The organism is Kitasatospora sp. NPDC043950 (genome assembly GCF_056435345.1).
Genome location: NZ_JBWKER010000021.1, coordinates 26,468 through 46,447, shown reverse-complemented (window position 1 = coordinate 46,447; position 19,980 = coordinate 26,468). Strand labels below are relative to the sequence as shown.

At 73.4% G+C, this 19,980-nt stretch carries 7 protein-coding genes; 6 read left to right on the top strand and 1 reads right to left on the bottom strand.

Going from position 1 to position 19,980, the window contains the following annotated elements:
* Window positions 1-31 precede the first annotated feature (31 nt).
* Window positions 32-3,238: a M28 family peptidase gene (locus tag AC07BF_RS16170; RefSeq protein ID WP_400803090.1), complete on the bottom strand. Its 3,207-nt coding sequence runs from the start codon at window positions 3,236-3,238 to the stop codon at window positions 32-34.
* A 302-nt stretch (window positions 3,239-3,540) separates the two neighbouring features.
* Here AC07BF_RS16170 and AC07BF_RS16165 point away from each other — a divergent pair, with 302 nt between their 5' ends.
* The 6 genes from AC07BF_RS16165 to AC07BF_RS16140 all read left to right on the top strand — a co-directional run bounded on the left by AC07BF_RS16165 (window position 3,541) and on the right by AC07BF_RS16140 (window position 19,920).
* A complete protein-coding gene (locus AC07BF_RS16165) occupies window positions 3,541-4,989 on the top strand; it encodes a helix-turn-helix domain-containing protein (RefSeq protein ID WP_478333505.1) in 1,449 nt (482 codons plus the stop codon).
* A gap of 352 nt (window positions 4,990-5,341) precedes the next feature.
* On the top strand, window positions 5,342-6,199 hold the full coding sequence (locus AC07BF_RS16160) for a sterol desaturase family protein (protein ID WP_400987006.1): 858 nt from the start codon (window positions 5,342-5,344) through the stop codon (window positions 6,197-6,199).
* Between the two features lie 69 nt (window positions 6,200-6,268).
* The gene (locus AC07BF_RS16155; RefSeq protein WP_478333504.1) at window positions 6,269-15,511 is read left to right on the top strand and encodes a non-ribosomal peptide synthetase/type I polyketide synthase; all 9,243 of its coding nucleotides are present in this window, start codon (window positions 6,269-6,271) and stop codon (window positions 15,509-15,511) included.
* Window positions 15,498-17,177: a phytoene desaturase family protein gene (locus tag AC07BF_RS16150; RefSeq protein WP_363581834.1), complete on the top strand. Its 1,680-nt coding sequence runs from the start codon at window positions 15,498-15,500 to the stop codon at window positions 17,175-17,177. Before AC07BF_RS16155 ends, AC07BF_RS16150 begins: the two co-directional genes overlap by 14 nt.
* The gene (locus tag AC07BF_RS16145) at window positions 17,174-18,868 is read left to right on the top strand and encodes a phytoene desaturase family protein (RefSeq protein WP_478318019.1); all 1,695 of its coding nucleotides are present in this window, start codon (window positions 17,174-17,176) and stop codon (window positions 18,866-18,868) included. Before AC07BF_RS16150 ends, AC07BF_RS16145 begins: the two co-directional genes overlap by 4 nt.
* Window positions 18,865-19,920, top strand: coding sequence for an MDR family NADP-dependent oxidoreductase (locus tag AC07BF_RS16140; protein WP_363581836.1), 1,056 nt, complete (start codon window positions 18,865-18,867; stop codon window positions 19,918-19,920). The genes AC07BF_RS16145 and AC07BF_RS16140 overlap by 4 nt, the downstream gene beginning before the upstream one ends.
* Window positions 19,921-19,980 lie beyond the last annotated feature (60 nt).

The window sequence follows — 19,980 nt, the reverse complement described above, 5'->3', positions numbered from 1 at the left end:
CTTACGGGGTGTCAGGCAGGTGACCTGCGGGTCACACGGCCTGCCACAGGGCGGGGACGATCGGCGGCTCCCAGCCGACCTGGGCGGTGTGACCCTGGAGGCAGCGGTAGCTGACCCCGTTGTAGGTCACGACGTCGCCCGCCTGGTAGGTGGTGCCGGGCGTCCAGGTGCCGCCGGGGTTGGTCGGGCCGTTGCCCACGACCAGCGAGAAGCTGGTGCTGTGGGTGGCGGAGCCGGTGCCGGTGAGCGTGATGCTGTAGGTGCCGGCCGCCGTGTTCGCGGCGGTCGCGATGGTCAGCGAGGCCGAGGCGCCGGACTGCACCGAGGACGGGCTGAAGGAGACCGTGACGCCCGCCGGGGCGCCGGAGGCGGTCAGGTTGACCGTCTGGGCGGAGCCGGAGGTGGTGGCGGTGGAGACCGTCGCGGTGGCCGAGTCGCCGGGGTTGACGGTGGCGGTGGCCGGGTTCACCGCGAGGGAGAAGTCGTTGGCGGGGGTGGTGCCGCCGACGGAGGTCTTCCAGATGGTGTAGGCCACGCCGTCGGCGCTGCGGTTCAGCGCGGTCGGGTCGATGTTGCTGGTGGTGTCGCAGGACTGGTGGTAGCAGGAGTCGTACGAACGGCCCGCGCTGCCGCCCCACTTGGTCGCCTGGCCGGAGGTCTTGACGGCGTCGGCGCCGGCCGCGTAGCCGGAGGTGGGGATGCCGGCCTGCTGGAAGGAGTAGTCGTCCGAGCGGCCCTGGCCCTCGACGTTCTCCTCCGGCTGGAGGTTGAGGGAGTCCCAGTAGGCCTTCATCGGCGCGGCGGCGGCGGAGGTGATGTTGTTGATGAAGTAGCCGGCGTTGGGCGATCCGACCATGTCGAAGTTGTAGTAGGACTTGATCGCGGAGCGCTGGGTGGAGCTGAGCTGGCCGACGTAGGACTGCGAGCCCTGGAGGCCCTGCTCCTCACCGGTCCACCAGGCGAACCGGACGTGCCGGGTCAGGGTGGGGTTCTGCTGGGCGAGGACGAGGGCGTTCTCCAGCAGGGTGGCCGAGCCGGAGCCGTTGTCGTTGATGCCGGGGCCGGCCGAGACGCTGTCCAGGTGGGCGCCGAACATGGTGACCTGGTCGGCGGGGCCGCCGGGCCAGTCGGCGATCAGGTTGTTGGACTGGTAGGTGCAGGAGGTGCAGGTCTGCTCGGTCACGGTGTAGCCGGCGGCCTGCAGCTTGCCCTTGATGTACGCCACGGACTGGCTGTGCCCGGCGCTGCCGGCCCGGCGGTTGCCGCCGTTCTGGCTGGCGATGGTGTTCAGCTGGGTCAGGTGGGCCTGGACCTTGGCGACGTCGATGTCGGGCGCGGGCCCGCCGGGGGTGCCCCCGCCGCCGACGGTCAGGGTGTACTGGGCGGTGTGGGTGGCCGCGCCGGCGGTGCCGGTGACGGTGATCACGTACGTCCCGGCCGGGGCGCCCGAGGAGGCCGACAGGGTCAGCGTCGCGGACGAACCCGTCTGCACGGAGGAGGGGCTGAGCGTCGCGGTGACCCCGGTCGGGGCGCCCGAGGCGGTCAGGTTGACGGTCTGCGCGGTGCCCGAGGTGACGGCGGTGGAGACCGTAGCCGTGGTCGAGGCGCCGGGCTGGACCGAGCCGGAGGCCGGGCCGAGCGCGAGCGAGAAGTCGTTGTTGCCGGACGGGGTGCAGGTCGGGTCGCCGCTCTGCGCGGGCACGCTGATCGCGTCCCAGGCGGCCTTGGTCCGGTTGAAGTAGTTGCAGGTCGGGTCGAGGTTCTTGGCGGCGGTCAGGGTGGTGGTGCGGTACCGCTTGTAGGTCATGCCGCTGGTCTTGAGCAGCATGCCGCCGTAGAAGACCTGGCCGGCCTGCTTGACGCCGATGCCGGTGACCGAGGAGTTGTTGCAGGTGGGGCTGGACGGCTTGCCGCCGCCCGGGTTGGAGCCCATCGACAGGAGGTAGAACCAGTGGTTCAGCGGGCCGGCCGCCGCGTGCACCTCGGTGCTGGGGATGGAGGAGGAGTAGCAGTTCGGGTCGTTGTTGACCAGTGAGGGCTGGTAGAGGTTGCGGATCGGCCCCTGGCCGACCAGGTTGACCTGCCGGCCGACCTGGTAGTCGGGGTAGTCGTAGGGCGCGGGCTGGTTGGCGTACTCCTTGGTGAGCGCGCCGAAGATGTCGCCGGTGCCCTCGCCCAGGCCGTTCTCGTTGTTGGCGCCGCCGGGGGTGTACTGGTCGATGCCGTGGCCGAACTCGTGGCCGACGACGTCCTGGGCGGCGATCCACTCGTTGTTCTGGTTGTGGCCGATGGAGACGGAGCTGCCGTCCCAGTAGGCGTTGACGTCGTTGAGGCCGACCTTGACCGGCCAGCTGCCGCCGTTGCCGTTGTGGCCGTTGCGACCGAGCCAGTCGCGGAGCATGTCCCATTCCTTCTGGGCCGCCCACATGGCGTCGGCGCAACCGGTCTCCTTGCTGGAGGGGTTGCCGGTGCCCCAGGAGTCGGAGGACTTGCTGAACACCTGGCCGCTGCTGTAGTCGGAACAGGTCAGGCCGGGCCGGTTCGGGTCGCGCAGCGAGTACGAGCCGCCGGAGTTGGTGGTGCTGATGGTCAGCGGGCCGGGGCCGTTCCACTTGCTGTTGATGGTGCCGGCGCGGACATCGTCGTAGCTGTCGATCACCTCGCCGCTGGCGGCGTCCACGAAGACGTGCAGCGTGCTCGGCGCGCTCTCGGTACGGCCCTTGAGGACGGTCTCCCAGGCGAGCCGGCTCGCACCGTCCTTGACCCGGACGACCAGGCGGCGCTCGGCCACCGAGTCCACCGCGGCCAGCTTGGTGCGCGCGGTCTTCTCCGCGTTCGCCGCGCTGACCTGCGGGGTTATCGAGCCGCCGACCGGCCCGGTGGCGGCCGACTGGAGGCCGCGGACCTTGCCCTGGCCGTCGGCGAGCACCACGGCGTCGCCACCGACCACCGGCAGGCCGCGGTAGCTGCGGTCGTACGCGACGGAGTAGAGGCCGCCGAGCCAGGGGGTGACGGCCCGGCGCTCGTAGGTCTCGCCGGGGCCCTTGGCCAGTGCGTCCAGGCCGGCGGCCGCGGCCGCGTCGGCGGCGTTGACGGCTGCCGCGAGGGCGCTGGGTGGTGCGGGAGAGGGGGTGGGCGCGGCGGTGGCCGGCCCGGCCGTGGCGGCGATCATGCCGGCCAGCACGGTCAGGGTGGTCGCCGTGGTCAGCAACCGTCCTGTGGAAACTCTGCGTTGCATCGAGGCTCCTCGCATGTGGGGGTCCTCGACCGCGGACGGCAGGGCTGGTGGCCCACCGCAGGGCCGTGTCTGGGGGACGGCCGTGCGGGCCGTCCGCGCTCGGGTGCCGGAACCCTCACACGGCGTCATGCTCTGGTCAATGGCTGGTGCACGCGATGCATAGGGTTGGCAAATTCCGTCAAGCTGGGCTTTTGCCCGAGTGGTTGAGACCACCTCATGTACGGACCGGGTGTCATCGAGTACCGTCCTGATGGTCGGAAGGTTGGCGAGGGGCCCGGGGGAAGCGACCGGAGGAGGCAGCCGTGCACCGGAACCGCGTGGCCGTGGCACCGGCGTCCGCACCTCCGTCCCCACCCGTCGCCCCGCCCGCCCAGGAGCTGGGCGCCTGGCGTGACTTCGGCGCCCGGCTGCGCCACTGGCGGCGCCGGGCCGGCCTCACCCAGGCCCAACTCGGCGCCGGAATCGGCTACGACCACACCGCGGTGAGCAAGATCGAGCACGGCGCCCGCCGGGTCACCCCTCGGATCGCTGACAGGATCGACGAACTCCTCGGCGCGGGCGGTGAGTTGCGGGCCGCCTGCCAGCGGGCCGAGACCGCCGAACTGCCCTCCCTGGCGCCCCTCGCGCCCGCCCTGCTGCGGCCCCCGCTGCCCACCGCGGCCGCGCACGGGCCCGGCGGCCCGACCCGCTGGAGCGCCCCCGCCCAGCCGCCGCCCCGGCTGCCCGACTACGGCCTGCTCTGCCCGCTGCACGGCGCCGACGGCTGCGACGTCCCCGACCCGGTCGAACTCGCCGCGCTGCACGCCGAGTTCTGCGCCGCGAACCCGGCCGGCGCGCCGCCCCTGGACGCCGCCACCGCACACGCCCTCACCGGGCTGCTCGCCGCCCACCTGCGCTCCGGCGAGGCCGGCGGCCTGCCCGGCCTGGCCGCCGCCGTCGAACGCACCTTGCAGGCCGTGCTCGCCCGGCTCGCCGCCGCCCCCGCCGCGCAGCGCCGCCCGCTCGCCCGACTGGCCGCCGAGCACGCGCACGCCGCGGGCGCGCTGCGGATGCAGGACGGCCGCAACGCCACCGCGATGGCCTGCTTCGACCGCGCGCTCGCCTGGGCGGAGCTCGCCGGGGACCAGGCCACCCAGGTCGCCGCGCTGAGCGACATGAGCACCCTCGCCCGGATGGACGGCGACCCGGCCGCCGCCCTCGGCTACGCCCGGGAGACCGGCCGCGCCGCCCCCGGCCGGCACTGGGCCGGCGCGATGGGCCAGATCGGCCAGGCCCGTGCGCACGCCCTCACCGGCGACGTCCGGGCCACCATTCGCCACCTCGGCCGCGCCCGGCTGCACCTGGACCACATCGGCGCCCGGGACGAGGACGACGCGCCCTGGCTCTCCATCGCCTCGATGCGGCTGCGGGTGGAGTCCGGCGCGGCCGCCGCGCTGCGCGACCTCGCCGCGGTCGTCGGCGACCCCCGGCTGGCCCGCCGGGCGCTGACCGCGGCCGAGACCGCGCTCGGCCTGCTCGGCCCGGCCCAGCTCCCCTCCAGCCGTCTCCTCTTCACCGTCCGGGTGGCGGACTGCCACGCCTGCGCGCACGACCCGCAGACGGCCGTCCAACTGCTCGGGCCCGCCCTGGAGACCGCCCCGGCGGCGGCCCTGCCGGCCCTGGTCGGGTACGAGCTGCGCGGCCTGCGCGACCGCCTCGCGGCGTACCGGCCGGAGGCGGCGTGGCGGCTGGCGGAGCTGGCGGGGTCCTGACGGGCGGCGCCACCCGCACGGCCCGCGCCCTCGCGCCCGGCTCGCGCTTGCCCGGTGCCACCCGCGCCGCCCTCGCCGGACCGGGGGCCGGATCCGGGTCCGGACCGCCCCCTGTGTCAGGGGGCGTGCGACCTCGCCCGGCGTGGGCTCGACCCCGCTGCGCTCCGGTTTCTCCAGCGCCTGCGAACAAACGCGCCCCTTTCGCGCCGGTCTGACGTCAACTTCGTGCGCGGATCTTCCTCCGATCGGGTTATTTATGGCGTTAACACGTCGAATGACTGCCGTAGCTGACCTCTCCCGCTAGAGTCTCTGACGTTTCCAGTCATTAGTTCGCGAATAACCAAGGGGGCGCGTGCTGTCCGCCATTGCACGCCGGCTCGCTCATCCGCTTCTGCTCCTGGGGGTGCTGTGCACGGCCGTCGCCACACTGCACTTCCACTGGGAGCCCGACCGGGTCTCCCCCCTCGTGCTGGTCGGCGTCCTCGGGTACCTGGCCGTACTGGAGCGGGTGATCCCGTACCGGACCGACTGGCACCCGAGTGGGCGTGAACTGCGCTGGTACACCGTGTACTTCGTGCTGAGCATGGTCGGCGGTGCGCTCGCCCAGGGGCTGGTGACGGCGCTGGTGCAGGTGCTCGGGGCGGCCCATCCGGTGCTCCCGTTCGCCCTGGAGATCCCGCTCGCGCTGCTGATCGGATCGCTCGGCGACTACCTCGTCCACCGCTGGTCCCACCACAACCGGTGGCTCTGGCGCCTGCACGGCGTCCACCATGTGCCGGACAAGGTGAATGTCGCGAACAACGGTGTGAACCATATTCTCGACGTGTTCGTCGCGCAGTCCGTGGTGCAACTCCTGCTGTCGCTGATCGGCTTCTCGGCGGAATCCGTGTTCGTGGTCGGAATATTCATTCTTGCGCAGGGGTATTTCGTTCACGCGAACATCGACGTCCGCCTCGGGTTCCTCGGCCACCTGCTGGCCGGCCCCGAGCTCCACCGACTGCACCACAGCACCGACCTCGCTGAGGCCGGGCACTACGCCTCCGACCTCTCGCTGTGGGACCACGTGTTCGGCAGCTTCACCTGGCGCCCCGGCCGGGTGCCCACCGCCGTCGGCCTCGCCGATCCGGCCGCCTTCCCGGCCACCGGCGAAGTGGGTGCCACCCTGCTGCACCCCTGGCGCCAGGTGAAGACCACCGAGCCGTCCGTCTGACCCTGCCCGCGAGGCCGCTCTTCCTCCGCCCGTGTCCGCGCCGCCACGCCATCACCCTCGGATTGGATCATGAACACCTCGCCCTTCGCCGTGCCCTGCGACCGGATCGCGATCACCGGCATCGGCTGCCGCCTGCCGGGACACGCCAACGACCACCGGACCTACTGGCGCAACCTCGTCGAGGGTCGGGACTGCCTCACCGCGACACCCGCCGACCGCTACGACACCGGCACGCTCGGCAGTCGGGACCGGTCCAAACCGGGCCGCCTGGTCGGCGGCCGGGGCGGCTACATCGACGGCTTCGACACCTTCGACCCGGACTTCTTCGGCATCAGCCCGCGCGAGGCCGAGCACATGGACCCGCAGCAGCGCAAGCTCCTGGAGGTCAGCTGGGAGGCCCTGGAGGACGGCGGCCTGCGCCCCGGCGAGCTGGCCGGCCGCGACGTCGGCGTCTACATGGGGGCCTTCACCCTCGACTACAAGATCCTCCAGTTCGCCGACCTGGACTTCCGCACGCTCGCCGCGCACACCGCCACCGGCACCATGATGACGATGGTGTCCAACCGGATCTCGCACTGCTTCGACTTCCGCGGCCCCAGCGTCTCGATCGACACCGCCTGCAGCTCCTCCCTGGTCGCGGTGCACCTCGCCTGCCAGAGCCTGCTCCGCGGCGAGACCGAACTCGCCCTGGCGGGCGGCGCGTTGCTGCACATGGCGCCGCAGTACACGATCGCCGAGACCAAGGGCGGCTTCCTGTCCGCCGACGGCCGCTCACGCGCCTTCGACGCCTCCGCCGACGGCTACGTCCGGGCCGAGGGGGTCGGCGTGGTCGTCCTCAAGCGGCTGTCGGACGCGCTGCGCGACGGCGACCCGGTGCACGCCGTCATCCTCGGCAGCGGCGTCAACCAGGACGGGCGCACCAACGGCATCACCGTCCCCAGCGCGGACGCCCAGGTCACCCTGATCGAACGGGTCTGCGCCGAGGCCGGGGTGCTGCCCGGCAGCCTCCAGTACGTCGAGGCGCACGGAACCTCCACCCCGGTCGGCGACCCGATCGAGGCGGCCGCGCTCGGCCGGGTGCTGGGCATCGGCCGCCGCCCGGGCAACCGCTGCTACGTCGGCTCGGTCAAGACCAACATCGGGCACACCGAGGCCGCCGCCGGCGTCGCCGGGCTGATCAAGACCGCCCTGGCCCTCAAGCACCGGCGGATCCCGCCGCACCTCAACCTGGAACGGCCCAACCCCGGCATCGACCTGGCCGCGCTGCCCTTCGACTTCCCGACCGCCCCGATCGACTGGCCCGAGCACGACGGACCGGCCCGGGCCGGCGTCAACTCCTTCGGCTTCGGCGGCACCAACGCGCACGTCCTGCTGGAGGAGCCGCCGAGCACCGGGCCCGCCGCCCAGGCCCCGCAGCCGGCCTGCACCGTGCTGCCGCTGAGCGCCAAGGACGCCGCCGGGCTGCCCGAACTCGCCGCCGGAATCCGTCGGGAGCTCGCCGCCGGGGTGCCGCTCGACGACCTCGGCCACACCCTGGCGCACCGGCGCCAGCACCTGCCCGAGCGGCTCGCGGTGGCCTACTCCACCCGGGACGACCTGGACGAGGCGCTGGCCGCCCACGAGCGCGGCGAGGCTCACCCCCGGGTGCTCCAGGGCCGCGCCCGGGAGCGCCAACAGCGTCGTCTCGCCTGGGTGTTCACCGGCATGGGCCCGCAGTGGTGGGGCATGGGCCGGGGCCTGTACGAGAACGAACCGGTCTACCGGGCGGCCGTCCAGGCCTGCGACCGGGAGATCCGCGAGCAGGCCGGCTGGTCCCTGCTCGACGAACTGCACCGCGACGAGGCCGACTCCCGGATGGCCGAGACCTGGCTCGCCCAGCCCGCCAACTTCGCCGTCCAGCTGGGCCTGTCCGCGCTCTGGCGCAGCCACGGCCTGCGCCCCGACGCGGTGGTCGGGCACAGCACCGGCGAAGTCGCCGCGTTCTACGAGGCCGGAGTGTACGACCTGGCCGACGCCGTCCGGGTGGTGCTGGCCCGCAGCCGCCTCCAGCAGCGGCTGGCCGGCACCGGCACCATGCTCGCCGTCGGCCTCCCGGAGGCCGAGGCGGAGCGCCGGATCCGCCCGTACCGAGCCCGGGTCTCGCTGGCGGCCGTCAACAGCCCCTCCACCGTCACCCTGGCCGGCGACACCGACGCGCTGCGCGAACTCGCCGAGGAACTGCGCGGACAGGAGGTGTTCACCCGCTTCCTGGAGGTCGAAGTCCCCTACCACAGCGTGCGGATGGACCCGATCCGGGACGAGCTGACCGCAGCGCTCGCCGCGCTCAAGCCCAACGAGGCCCGGCTGCCGCTCTACCTCACCGCCCGCGAGGGCCTCGCCCGCGGCCCCGAACTCGACGCCGGGTACTGGTGGCACAACGTCCGCAACCCGGTGCGTTTCCGCGCCGCCGTCGAACGGATGGCCCAGGACGGGCACGGCCTGTTCCTGGAGATCGGCCCGCACCCGGTGCTCGGCCACGCGATCCGCGAGTGCGTCGACGGCGCGCACGCCCTGCCGTCCATCCGCCGGCACGCCGACGAGCCCGCCTGCTTCACCCGGTCGCTCGCCGAACTGCACACCCTGGGCGTCGAACCGGACTGGCGCGCACTGCACCCGGCCGGCCGCCCGGTGCCGCTGCCCGGCTACCCGTGGCGGCGCGACCGGTACTGGGTCGAGCCGAGCGCCGTCCGGCAGGTCCGGCTCGGCGAGGTCGACCACCCGTTGCTCGGCCGCCGCACCGCGAGTGCCCAACCCGCCTGGACCACCGCACTCGACCCCGAGCGGCTGCCCTACCTGGCCGACCACCGGATCGAGGGCCAGATGGTCTTCCCGGCGGCCGGGTACCTGGAGATGGCCGCCCAGGCCGTCCGCGCCCTCACCGGCGGCACCGAGGTGGTGCTCGCCGAGATCGAGCTGAACCGGGCCCTGTTCCTCTCCGACACCGAGCCCACCCCCGTCCAACTCGGCTACGCCCCGGAGGACGCCCGCTTCACCATCGCCTCCACCCCGGTCGGCGGCGAACCGGTGGTGCACGCCGGCGGCCGGGTCCGCACCGGCCAGCGCCGCGCCCACGGGCCGGCGCTGGACGCCGAGGCGATCCGCTCCCGCGGACAGCGCTTCGACGGCCCCGACTGCTACCGGCTCCTGGCCGCCCGCGGCTACGACTACGGGCCCGCCTTCCAGGCCGTCCAGGAGGTGTGGACGAGCCCTGGCGAGGCACTGGCCCGGATCAGCCCGACCGACCGGCTCGGCCCCGAGGCGGCCGACCACCAGCTGCACCCGGTGCTGCTCGACGCCTGCTTCCAGACCCTGCTGGCCACCCGGTTGCTCACACCCGAGGACGGCGGCGTCCGGCTGCCGGTGTCCATCGAGGAGGTCCGGCTCGACCAGGCCGGCGACCGGCCGCTGTGGGCGCACGCCACCGTCACCCGCGAGGGCGGCGGCGAACTCGTCGGCGACCTCGCCCTGTACACCGAGGACGGCACCCCGGTCGGCCGGATCACCGGATTCCGGGTCGCCGACGTCGCGCAGGCCCCCGCCTCGGTCGGCCTCGCCACCATCGACAGCTGGCTCACCGAACTCGCCTGGACGGACGCCCCGGCCGCGCCCGCCGACCAGGACCTCGGCGACCTGCTGCTGTTCGCCGACGCCGGCGGCCTCGCCGAACGCCTCGCCGCGCTGGCCGCCGAACGCGGCGCCCGCTGCCACCTGGTCCGGCCCGGCACCGACTACCGGCCCGGCGACGGGCGCTCGACCGTCCGCCCGGACTCCGCCGAGGACCTCACCCAGCTCCTCACCGACCTCGGCCCCGGCTACCGCACCGTCGTCCAGCTGTGGAACCTCGACCAGCCCGCCCTCGACACCACCACGGCCGACCGGCTCGACCAGCTCGCCACCCTCGGCGGCTACGCGCTGATCGCCCTCGCCCAGGCCCTGCCCGCCGCCCTCCCGGACGCCCGGCTGCACATCGTCACCCGGGGCACCCAGGCCGCCGCCCCCGACGACCGGGTCGAACCGCTCGGCGCACCCGCCTGGGGCATCGGACGGGTGCTCTGGCAGCAGGAACTCGTCGCCCAGCGCGGCACCCTGATCGACCTCGACCCCGCCGCCGAGCCGCTCGACCAGGCCGAGGCGCTGCTCGCCGAACTCGCCTCCCGGGACGAGCAGGAGATCGCCCTGCGGGCCGGCCACCGCCGCACCAGCCGGCTCCGCCGGGCCGAGGGCCTCACCCGCCCGCTGCCGCCGGTCCTGCGCCCCGACGGCAGCTACCTGGTCACCGGCGCGTTCGGCGCGCTCGGCCGGCTGCTCTGCCGCACCCTGGTCCGGCGCGGCGCCCGGCGGCTGATCCTGGTCGGCCGCACCGCGCTGCCCGAGCGCGACCAGTGGTACCGGACCGACCCCGCCAGCCCGGCCGGGGAGCGGATCGCCTTCCTGCGCGAACTCCAGGCGCTCGGCGCCGAACCGCTGCTCGCCCCCGTCGACGTCACCGACGAGACCGCCCTCGCCGCCTGGCTCGCCGACTACCGGCAACGCCAACGCCCGCCCATCCGCGGGGTGTTCCACCTCGCCGGGCAGGTCAAGGACGTGCTGGTGCCGCAGATGGACCGGGCCGCCTTCGACGCCGGATACGCCCCCAAGGTGGTCGGCGGCCACCTGCTGCACCGGCTGCTGCGCGACGAACCGCTCGACCACTTCGTGCTGTTCGCCTCCGTCGCCTCGCTGCTCACCACCGCCGGGCAGACCAACTACGCGGCCGGCAACGCCTTCCTGGACGCCCTCGCCCACCACCGCCGGGCCGCCGGCCTGCCCGCGCTCAGCCTCGACTGGGGCCCCTGGGCCACCGGCATGATCGAGGAACTGGGCCTGGTCGCCCACTACCGCGACGCCCGCGGCATGAGCTCGCTCCCGCCGGACGCCGGCACGGCCGTGCTGGAACGCGTCCTCGGCCAGGACCGCGCCCAGCTGCTGGTCGCCACCGTGGTCGACTGGCCGACCTTCCTCGCCTGGTACCCCGCGCCGCCGCCGCTGGTCGCCGACCTGGCCGCCGACGCCGCCGAGCAGGCCCCGGCCGAGACCGGCGGCTTCCTGGACGCCTACCGCACGGCGGATCCGCCGACCCGGCACCGGCTGGTCACCGAGCGGTTCACCGCCGCCGCCGCGGCCGTGCTGCGGATCGGCGCCGAGCGGATCGCCCCGGACACCAGGCTCGGCGCGCACGGCCTGGACTCGCTGCTCGCGATGGAGCTGCGCGCCCGGGTGCACGGCGAACTGGGCGTCGCCCTGCCGGTGGTGGCGCTGCTCAGCAACGGCACCGTCGGCGACCTGGTCGACCTGCTCGTCGCCGGCCTGGCCGAGCGGCTCGACGCCGAGGGCGGCCCCGAGCAGGCCGAGGTCGAGCTGCACACCGACGAGGCCCGCTACCCGCTCACCCACAACCAGCAGGCGCTGTGGTTCCTGCGCCAGCTGCACCCGGACGGCTTCGCCTACAACATCGGCGGCGCGGTGGAGGTGCGCGCCGAGCTCGACCCCGAGCTGGTCTTCGCCGCCTTCCGCGCGCTGGTCGCCCGGCACCCCGGGCTGCGGGCCGCCTTCACCGCCGAGGAGGGCCGACCGGTCCAGCGGATCCGCCCGGAGGCGGTGGCCGACACCGGACTGTTCGACGTCGAGGGCCGCCCCTGGGAGGAGATCCACGCGTTGATCGTCGCCGAGTACCGGCGGCCGTACGACCTCGCGAACGACCCGCTGGTCAGGCTGCGACTGTTCCGGCGCGGACCGGACCGCTGGGTCCTGATGAAGGCCGTCCACCACATCGTCTCGGACGCGATCTCCACCTTCACCTTCATCGAGGAGCTGTTCGAGGTCTACGAGGCGCTGCGCCACGGCCGCACCCCCGAACTCCCCGCCGTGGCCGCCCGCTACCTCGACTTCCTCAACCACCAGAACCGCTTCCTGGCCGGCCCCGACGCCCGGCGGATGCTCGACTACTGGCGCGGCCACCTGCCGGCCGAGATGCCCGTCCTGGCCCTGCCCACCGACCGGCCCCGGCCGGCCGTGCAGACCCACAACGGCGCCTCGGCGTTCTTCCGGCTCGACGCCGACCTGACCGCCCGCGTCCACGAGCTGGCCCGCGCGCACCACGCCACCCCGTTCATGGTGCTGCTCAGCGCCTACTACCTGCTGCTGCACCGCTGGTCGGGCCAGCAGGACATCGTGGTCGGCAGCCCCGTCACCGGCCGCACCCAGGAGGAGTTCGCCTCCGTCTACGGCTACTTCGTCAACCCGCTGCCGCTGCACGTCAGCCTGGCCGGGGAGCCGACCGTGTCCGAGCTGCTGGCCCGGGTGCGGGAGAGCGTGCTCGGCGGCCTGGACAACCAGGAGTACCCGTTCCCGCTGCTGGTCGAGCAGTTGGGGCTCCAGCACGACCCCAGCCGCTCGGCGGTGTTCCAGGCGATGTTCATCCTGCTCACCCACAAGGTCGCCGTGGAACGCTTCGGCTACCGCCTGGAGTACATCGAACTCCCCGAGGAGGAAGGGCAGTTCGACCTGACGCTGTCCGCCTACGAGGACCGCGCGGACGGCTGCTTCCACTGCGTGTTCAAGTACAACTCCGACCTCTTCGACGCCGCCACCGTCGAGCGGCTGGCCGCGCACTACCGCAACCTGCTGGACGCCATGACCAGCGCCGGCGCCGACCGCCCGGTCGGCCGGCTGCGGATGCTCGACGAGGCCGAACGCCGCCGCATCCTCACCGGCTTCAGCGGCGCCGACCGGCGGGCGGACCACGACACCCCGGTGCCCGAACTCGTCGCCAAGGCCGCCGCCGAACACCCCGAGGCCGTCGCCGTCACGGCCCCCCGCCCGGACGGCGCCCGCCGCCTCACCTACGGCGAACTCGACCGGCGGGCCCAGCGGACGGCCCTGCGGCTGCGCGAACTGGGCGTCGGCGAAGGCTCGGTGGTCGCGGTCTGCCTGGACAAGTCACCCGAGCTGATCGTCGTCCTGCTGGCGATCTGGCGGGCCGGCGCCGCCTACCTGCCGCTCGACCCCGGACACCCGGCCGACCGGCTCGCCTACCAGGTGACCGACGCCGGAGCGGCCCTCGTCGTGGTTGCGGAGCGGAACCCGTTCGGCACCGAACCGCCCGTCCGCCCCGTCACCCTGGACGAGCTCGACCGGCCCGCCGCCGAGAGCGGCCCGCTGCCCGCCGCCGACCCGGACCGCCCCGCCTACGTCATCCACACCTCCGGCTCCACCGGCCGCCCGAAGGCCGTGCGGGTCGACCACCGCAACCTCGCCGCCGTCACCGCGGGCTGGCGCGCCGAGTACCGCCTCGACACCGAGGCCCGGGTGCACCTCCAGATGGCCGGGACCGCCTTCGACGTGTTCTCCGGCGACCTCGCCCGGGCGCTGAGCACCGGCGGCACCCTCGTCCTGGTCGACCGCGACCTGCTGTTCGACACCGCCCGGCTGTACCGCACCATGCGCGAGGAAGCCGTCGACTGCGGCGAGTTCGTGCCCGCCGTCGCCCGCGGCCTGCTGGCCCACTGCGAACGCGAGGGCCTGCGGCTGGACTTCCTGCGGCTGCTGGTCGTCGGCTCCGACTCCTGGAAGGCCGCCGAGCACCGGCGGCTGCGCGCCCTGTGCGGGCCGGACACCCGGCTGGTCAACTCCTACGGCCTGACCGAGGCCACCATCGACACCAGCTACTACGAGGGCGGCGCGGACGCCCTGGAGCCCGGCCGGATGGTGCCGATCGGCCGACCCTTCCCCAACAGCGCGCTGTACATCCTCGACCACTACGGCGAGCCGGTACCGCCCGGCGTGCCCGGCGAGCTGTGGATCGGCGGCGCCGGTGTCGCCGCCGGCTACCCGAACGACCCGGAGCAGACCACCCGGCGCTTCACCACCCTGGAGCTCGACGGCCCGCCCGTCCGGCTCTACCGCACCGGCGACCTCGGCCACTGGGACGCCCACGGCACCGCCCACCTGCTCGGGCGGATCGACAACCAGGTCAAGGTGCGCGGCCACCGGATCGAGATCGGCGAGATCGAGGCCCACCTCACCGCCCGCCCCGAACTCGCCCAGGCCTGTGTGACGGTCCGTGAGGATTCCACCGGCGAAGCCGTGCTGGCCGCCTACCTGGTCCCCGCCGAGGGGACCACCCTGGACCGCCGGGAACTGCGCCGCCACCTGGCCGAGCACCTGCCCACCGTGATGATCCCCTCCCACCTCACCGAACTGCCCGCCCTGCCGCTCACCCCCAACGGCAAGGTCGACCTGGCAGCCCTGCCCGAGCCCCGGATCGACACCGGCGGCGCGCAGCACGAACCGCCCGTCACCCTCTACGAGATCCGCACCGCCGAGCACTGGAGCAACCTGCTCGGCGTGGCGGAGGTCGGCCTCCAGCACGACTTCTTCGAGCTCGGCGGCAGCTCCATCCGGCTGATCGAGCTGATCCACCACCTGCAGACCGAGTTCAACATCAGCATCCCGGTCGGCCTGCTGTTCAAGGTGACCACCCTGCACGGGATGGCCCGCACGCTGGAGCAGATCATCACCGGCGAGGTCGCCGGCGGCCAGCCGTACCTCTGGTTCAACCCCGGGGCGCCCGAGGGGCGGACGGTGTTCTGCTTCCCGCCGGCCGGCGGCCACGGCCTGGTCTACCGCCAGCTCGCCGCCCACCTGCCCGACCACCGGCTCGCCGCCTTCAACTACCTCACCGGCGACGACAAGACCGCCCGCTACGCCGACCTGGTCGAGGACCTGGAGGAGGCGGGGCCGTACGTCCTGCTCGGCTACTCGCTCGGCGGCAACCTCGCCTTCGAGGTGGCCCGGGAGCTCGAACGCCGAGGCCGTACGGTCAGTTCCGTCCTGGTGGTGGACTCCTACCGGATCCCCGAGCCCTTCGAGCTCGGCGAGGAGCACCTGGCCGTCTTCGAACGCGAACTCCACGAGCACCTGCACCGGCACACCGGCTCCCGGATCGTCGCCCAGGAGACCCTCGAACAGGCCCGGGACTACCTGGCGTTCTGCAGCAGGACCCCCAACCTGGGAGTCCTGAAGGCCCCGCTCAACGTGGTGTGCGAACGGGACCGGCTGGCGCTGCACGCGGGCGGCGAGCACGGCTCCTGGCACGGCGCCTCCAGCGCCGGAACGGCCGTCCACGCCGGGCACGGCAGCCACGCCGAGATGCTGGACGCCGAGTTCGCCGCCCGCAACGCCGAACTGGCGGGCGCCATCCTGGCCGGAGGCACCGCCGATGGCCGGGTCTGAGCGCGGGCCGGACTGGTCGAGCCGGGAGCGGGCCCCCGGCGGCCCGCCCCGGGTCATCGTGATCGGCGCGGGCATCGGCGGGCTCTCCACCGGCTGCTACGCGCAGATGAGCGGGCTGGAGACCCGGATCTTCGAGAAGCACGTGCTGCCGGGCGGCTGCTGCACCGCGTGGTCCCGGCACGGCTACCTGTTCGACTACTGCATCGACTGGCTGATCGGCACCGCCGAGGGCACCGGGGCGAACCAGGTGTGGCGCGAACTCGGCGCCCTCGACGGCAAGTCGATCACCCGCTTCGACGTCTTCAACCGCGTCGTCGACGAACACGGCCGCGCCGTCACCTTCTACGGGGACCCGGACCGGCTGGAACAGCACCTGCTGGCCACCGCCCCCGGCGACGCCAAGCCGATCCGCGCCTTCTGCCGGGACCTGCGCCGCTTCGCCGCCATCGACCTGCCCTGGGACCTCACCCCGCCGCCGCTGCGCGGCCCGGCCGAGCGGCTGCGCACCCTGCGCACCGTGCTGCCCGCGTTCCGGCTCTTCTGGCGGACCGCGACGACCCCGATGAGCGGCTTCGCCGAGCGCTTCCAGGACCCTCTGCTGCGGCGGGCGCTGCCCAACATGTTCCTCCAGGAGCCGGCCGGCTTCCCGCTGCTGCCGTACCTGTACACCCTGGCCGCCGCGCACAACGGCAACACTGGCTTCCCGCAGGGCGGTTCGCTCGGGCTGGCCCGGTCGGTGGAGGAGCGCTACACCTCGCTCGGCGGGGTGGTCGGCTACCGCTGCCGGGTGGAGCGGATCCTGGTCGAGGGGGACCGCGCCGTTGGCGTCCAACTCCGGGACGGCTCCCGGCACTTCGCCGACCACGTGGTGGCCGCCTGCGACGGGCCGACGGTGCTCGACCGGCTGCTCGAAGGCCGCTGGTCCAGCCCCGCCACCGACCGGCTGTACGGCGAGCTGCTGGACAAGCCCGGCAACCTGTACCCGGCCGTGGTCTCGGCCTTCGTCGGCGTGGACGGCCCGCTGCCCGAGGGCGAACCGCACAGCACCACCTACCTGCTGTCGCCCGAGCAGGGCGCCCGGCTGCCCGGCTCGCTCCAGCACAGCCTGGTCGTCCAACTGCGCTCGGACTACGCGGAGGGCTTCGCGCCGCCCGGCAAGTCGGTGCTGCACTGCACCTACTTCAGCGACTACCGCTCCTGGAAGGACCTGCGGGTCCGCGACCGCCGCGCCTACCGGGCGCGCAAGCAGGAAGTCGCCGCGTTCGTCCGGGAGTTCCTGGAGCGGACGTACCCGGGGCTCGGCCGCCGGATCGAAGTCGTGGACGTCGCCTCCCCGGTGACCACCGAGCGGTTCACCGGCAACACCTACGGCAGCATCCTCGCCTGGCAGGCCTTCTCCGAGGCCGAGGACGCCGCCAACCGGCTGGTCAACCGGGACCGGATGCGGCTGCCCGGTCTGCGCGGCTTCTCGATGGCCGGGCAGTGGGCCGGCCTCGGCGGTCTGATCCGCGCCGCCACCAGCGGCCGGTACGCCGCGCAGTACCTCTGCCGGGAGCTCGGCCGGCCGTTCCGGGCCTGGCCCAGTGACAACCAGGAACCTTGGCATGCGGGCAAGTTGGGCAAACTGCCGCAACTCGACCGGGCCACCGTGGGAGTGCCGGAATGACCGGAATGAGTACCAGCAGGCAGACCATGGTGATCGTCGGGGGCGGGCTGGGCGGCCTGTCGACCGGCTGCTACGCACAGATGAACGGCTACCGCACCACCGTCCTGGAGATGCACGAACTCCCCGGCGGCTGCTGCACGGCCTGGGACCGCGGCGAGTTCACCTTCGACTGCTGCGTGAGCTGGCTGCTCGGCAGCGGCCCCGGCAACGAGATGCACCAGATCTGGCTCGAACTCGGCGCGTTGCAGGGCAAGGTGATGCGCAACTTCGACGTCTTCAACGTGGTGCGCACCCGGGACGGGCGCGCCGTCTACTTCTACTCCGACCCCGACCGCCTGGAAGCGCACCTGCTCGACCTCGCCCCGGAGGACGCCCGGCGGATCCGGCAGTTCTGCGAGGGGCTGCGCAAGTTCCGCCGCGCCCTGGTCCGTTACCCCTTCCTCAAGCCGGTCGGACTGATGGGCCGGGCCGAGCGCTGGCGGATGCTCGCCTCGTTCCTGCCGTACTTCAACGTCATCCGGCGCTCGATCACGGTGCTGATGAGCGACTACTCGGCGCGCTTCCGGAGCCCGCTGCTGCGCGAGGCGTTCAACTTCGTGCTCTACGAGAAGCACCCCAACTTCCCGGTGCTGCCCACCTACTTCCAACTCGCCTCGCACGCAGGGCAGTCGGCCGGGGTGCCGGAGGGCGGTTCGCTCGGGCTGGCCCGCTCGATCGAGCAGCGCTACCGGCGGCTCGGCGGTGAGATCAGCTACAACACCAAGGTGGCCGAGATCCTGGTCGAGCAGGACCGGGCCGTCGGGGTGCGGCTGAGCGACGGCCGGGAGATCCGGGCGGACATCGTGGTCGCCGCCTGCGACGGACGCACCACCATGCTGGACCTGCTCAAGGGCCGCTACCTGAACGACACCTACCGCCGGCTGTACACCCGGACCATCACCGAGCCCGGCATGGTCTTCCCCGGCTACCTCACCGTCTTCCTCGGCCTGCGCCGCCCCTTCCCGGCCGGGGACCCGTGCACCACCTACCTGCTGGAGGACGAGGTCGCCGACCGGCTCACCGGCATCCGCCACCCCAGCATCAACGTCCAGTTCCGCAGCCGCCACTACCCCGAGCTGTCGCCCGCCGCGACGACCGTCGTCTACGCCAGCTACTTCTGCGACATCGCCCCCTGGCGGGAGTTGAGCACCGGCCCGGAGCAGGCGCCACGGTTGCGGCGGGGCGAGGAACTGCACACCCTGCCGGTGGGGCGCGGGCGCGAGTACCAGCGCGAGAAGCGCCGGGTGCGGGACGCCATCGTGGAGTTCCTGGACGGGCACCACCCCGGTCTGAGGGACGCCGTCGCCGTCAAGGACGTGTCCACCCCGCTCACCCAGGTCCGCTACACCGGCAACTACGACGGCACGGTGCTCGGCTGGCAGCCGTTCGTGGAGAGCGGCGAGACCCTGGAGGACGAGATCAAGCGCAACGGGCCCGGGCTGCCCGGCCTGGCGAACTTCTACCTCTCCGGCGTGTGGGCGACCACGGGGGGACTGATCCGGGCGGCCGCCGCCGGCCGGCACGTCGTCCAGTTCATCTGCCGCGACGACGGCCGGCCGTTTACCGCTGCCGTGGACGACAGCGCGCCGCCGCCCACCCTGGTCATCGAACCGGTCGGGCCCGCCGACCGGCGGTTTGGAGTCACCTCATGAGGGTCGAGAAGTGGGTCGTCCGCGAGCACGTGGACGGCGTGCCGGACGTCGAACGGATGTACCGGAAGGTGGTCGAGGAGGTGGACGTCCGCCTCGCCGCGGACGAGATGCTGCTGCGGACCAGGTACGTCTCGGTCGACCCGTACCTCCAGGGGATCGCCCTGGACACCCCGATCGGCGACCACATGGGCGCGGACTCCATCATGGAGGTGGTGGAGGCCGGGCCGGACGCCGCCTTCGCCGTCGGCGACCTCGTGCAGGGCTTCGGCGGCTGGCGCACCCACGTGATCAGCAACGGCGCCCCGGCGTTCTGGCAGACCGGCACCTTCCCGATGGTCTTCCCCGCCTACCGGCGGCTGGACCGGAGCGACTACGACGACGCCCTGCCGATCTCCACCGCCCTCGGTGTCCTCGGCGGCCCGGGGATGACCGCCTGGGGCACGGTCGAGAAGTTCCTGGAGGTCCGGCCGGGGGACACCGTGCTGGTCAGCGGGGCGTCCGGGGCGGTCGGCTCGGTGGTCGGACAGCTGGCCCGGCACCGGGGGGCCCGGGTCATCGGCACCACGGCCACCCCGGCCAAGGCCGCCCGGCTGCGTGAGCTGGGCTTCGACGCGGTCCTGCTCTACCGCGACGGCGACGACCCCGAGCGGCTGCGGGAGGAACTCGCCAAGCTCGCCCCGGCCGGCATCGACCGCTACTTCGACAGCCTCGGCGGGGCGCTCACCGACGCGGTCTTCTCCCTGCTCGCCGTGGACAGCCGGGTCGCGGTCTGCTGGCAGTGGGGCAGCCAGGTCGGCGGCGACTGGGCGGGCCCGCGGCTGCTGCCGATGATCATGTTCCCGCGCACCACCATCCGCGGCATCTTCTCGCTGGAGTGGTTCACCGAGGAGAACTGGTCGGCGCTGCGGCAGGAGCTGGGCGCCCTGGTCCGCAGGGGGGACCTCGGCTACCAGCAGACCGTCCACCGGGGCTTCGACAACATCCCGGCCGCCTACCGCAGCCTGTACGTGGACCGCTCCGCGAGCCGGGGCAAGGTGCTCGTCGAACTCTGAGCCGGGCGGTCGGCGGGGCCCGGCCGGGGCGGGCGGTTCGTGTGCCCGCCCCGGCCGGGC

What these genes read in the sequence shown, in the direction of transcription:
- AC07BF_RS16170 (WP_400803090.1), bottom strand. Translation starts at nt 3,238, where the DNA reads ATGCAACGCAGAGTTTCCACAGGACGGTTGCTGACCACGGCGACCACC.
- AC07BF_RS16155 (WP_478333504.1), top strand. Translation starts at nt 6,269, where the DNA reads ATGAACACCTCGCCCTTCGCCGTGCCCTGCGACCGGATCGCGATCACC.
- AC07BF_RS16140 (WP_363581836.1), top strand. Translation starts at nt 18,865, where the DNA reads ATGAGGGTCGAGAAGTGGGTCGTCCGCGAGCACGTGGACGGCGTGCCG.
- AC07BF_RS16145 (WP_478318019.1), top strand. Translation starts at nt 17,174, where the DNA reads ATGACCGGAATGAGTACCAGCAGGCAGACCATGGTGATCGTCGGGGGC.
- AC07BF_RS16150 (WP_363581834.1), top strand. Translation starts at nt 15,498, where the DNA reads ATGGCCGGGTCTGAGCGCGGGCCGGACTGGTCGAGCCGGGAGCGGGCC.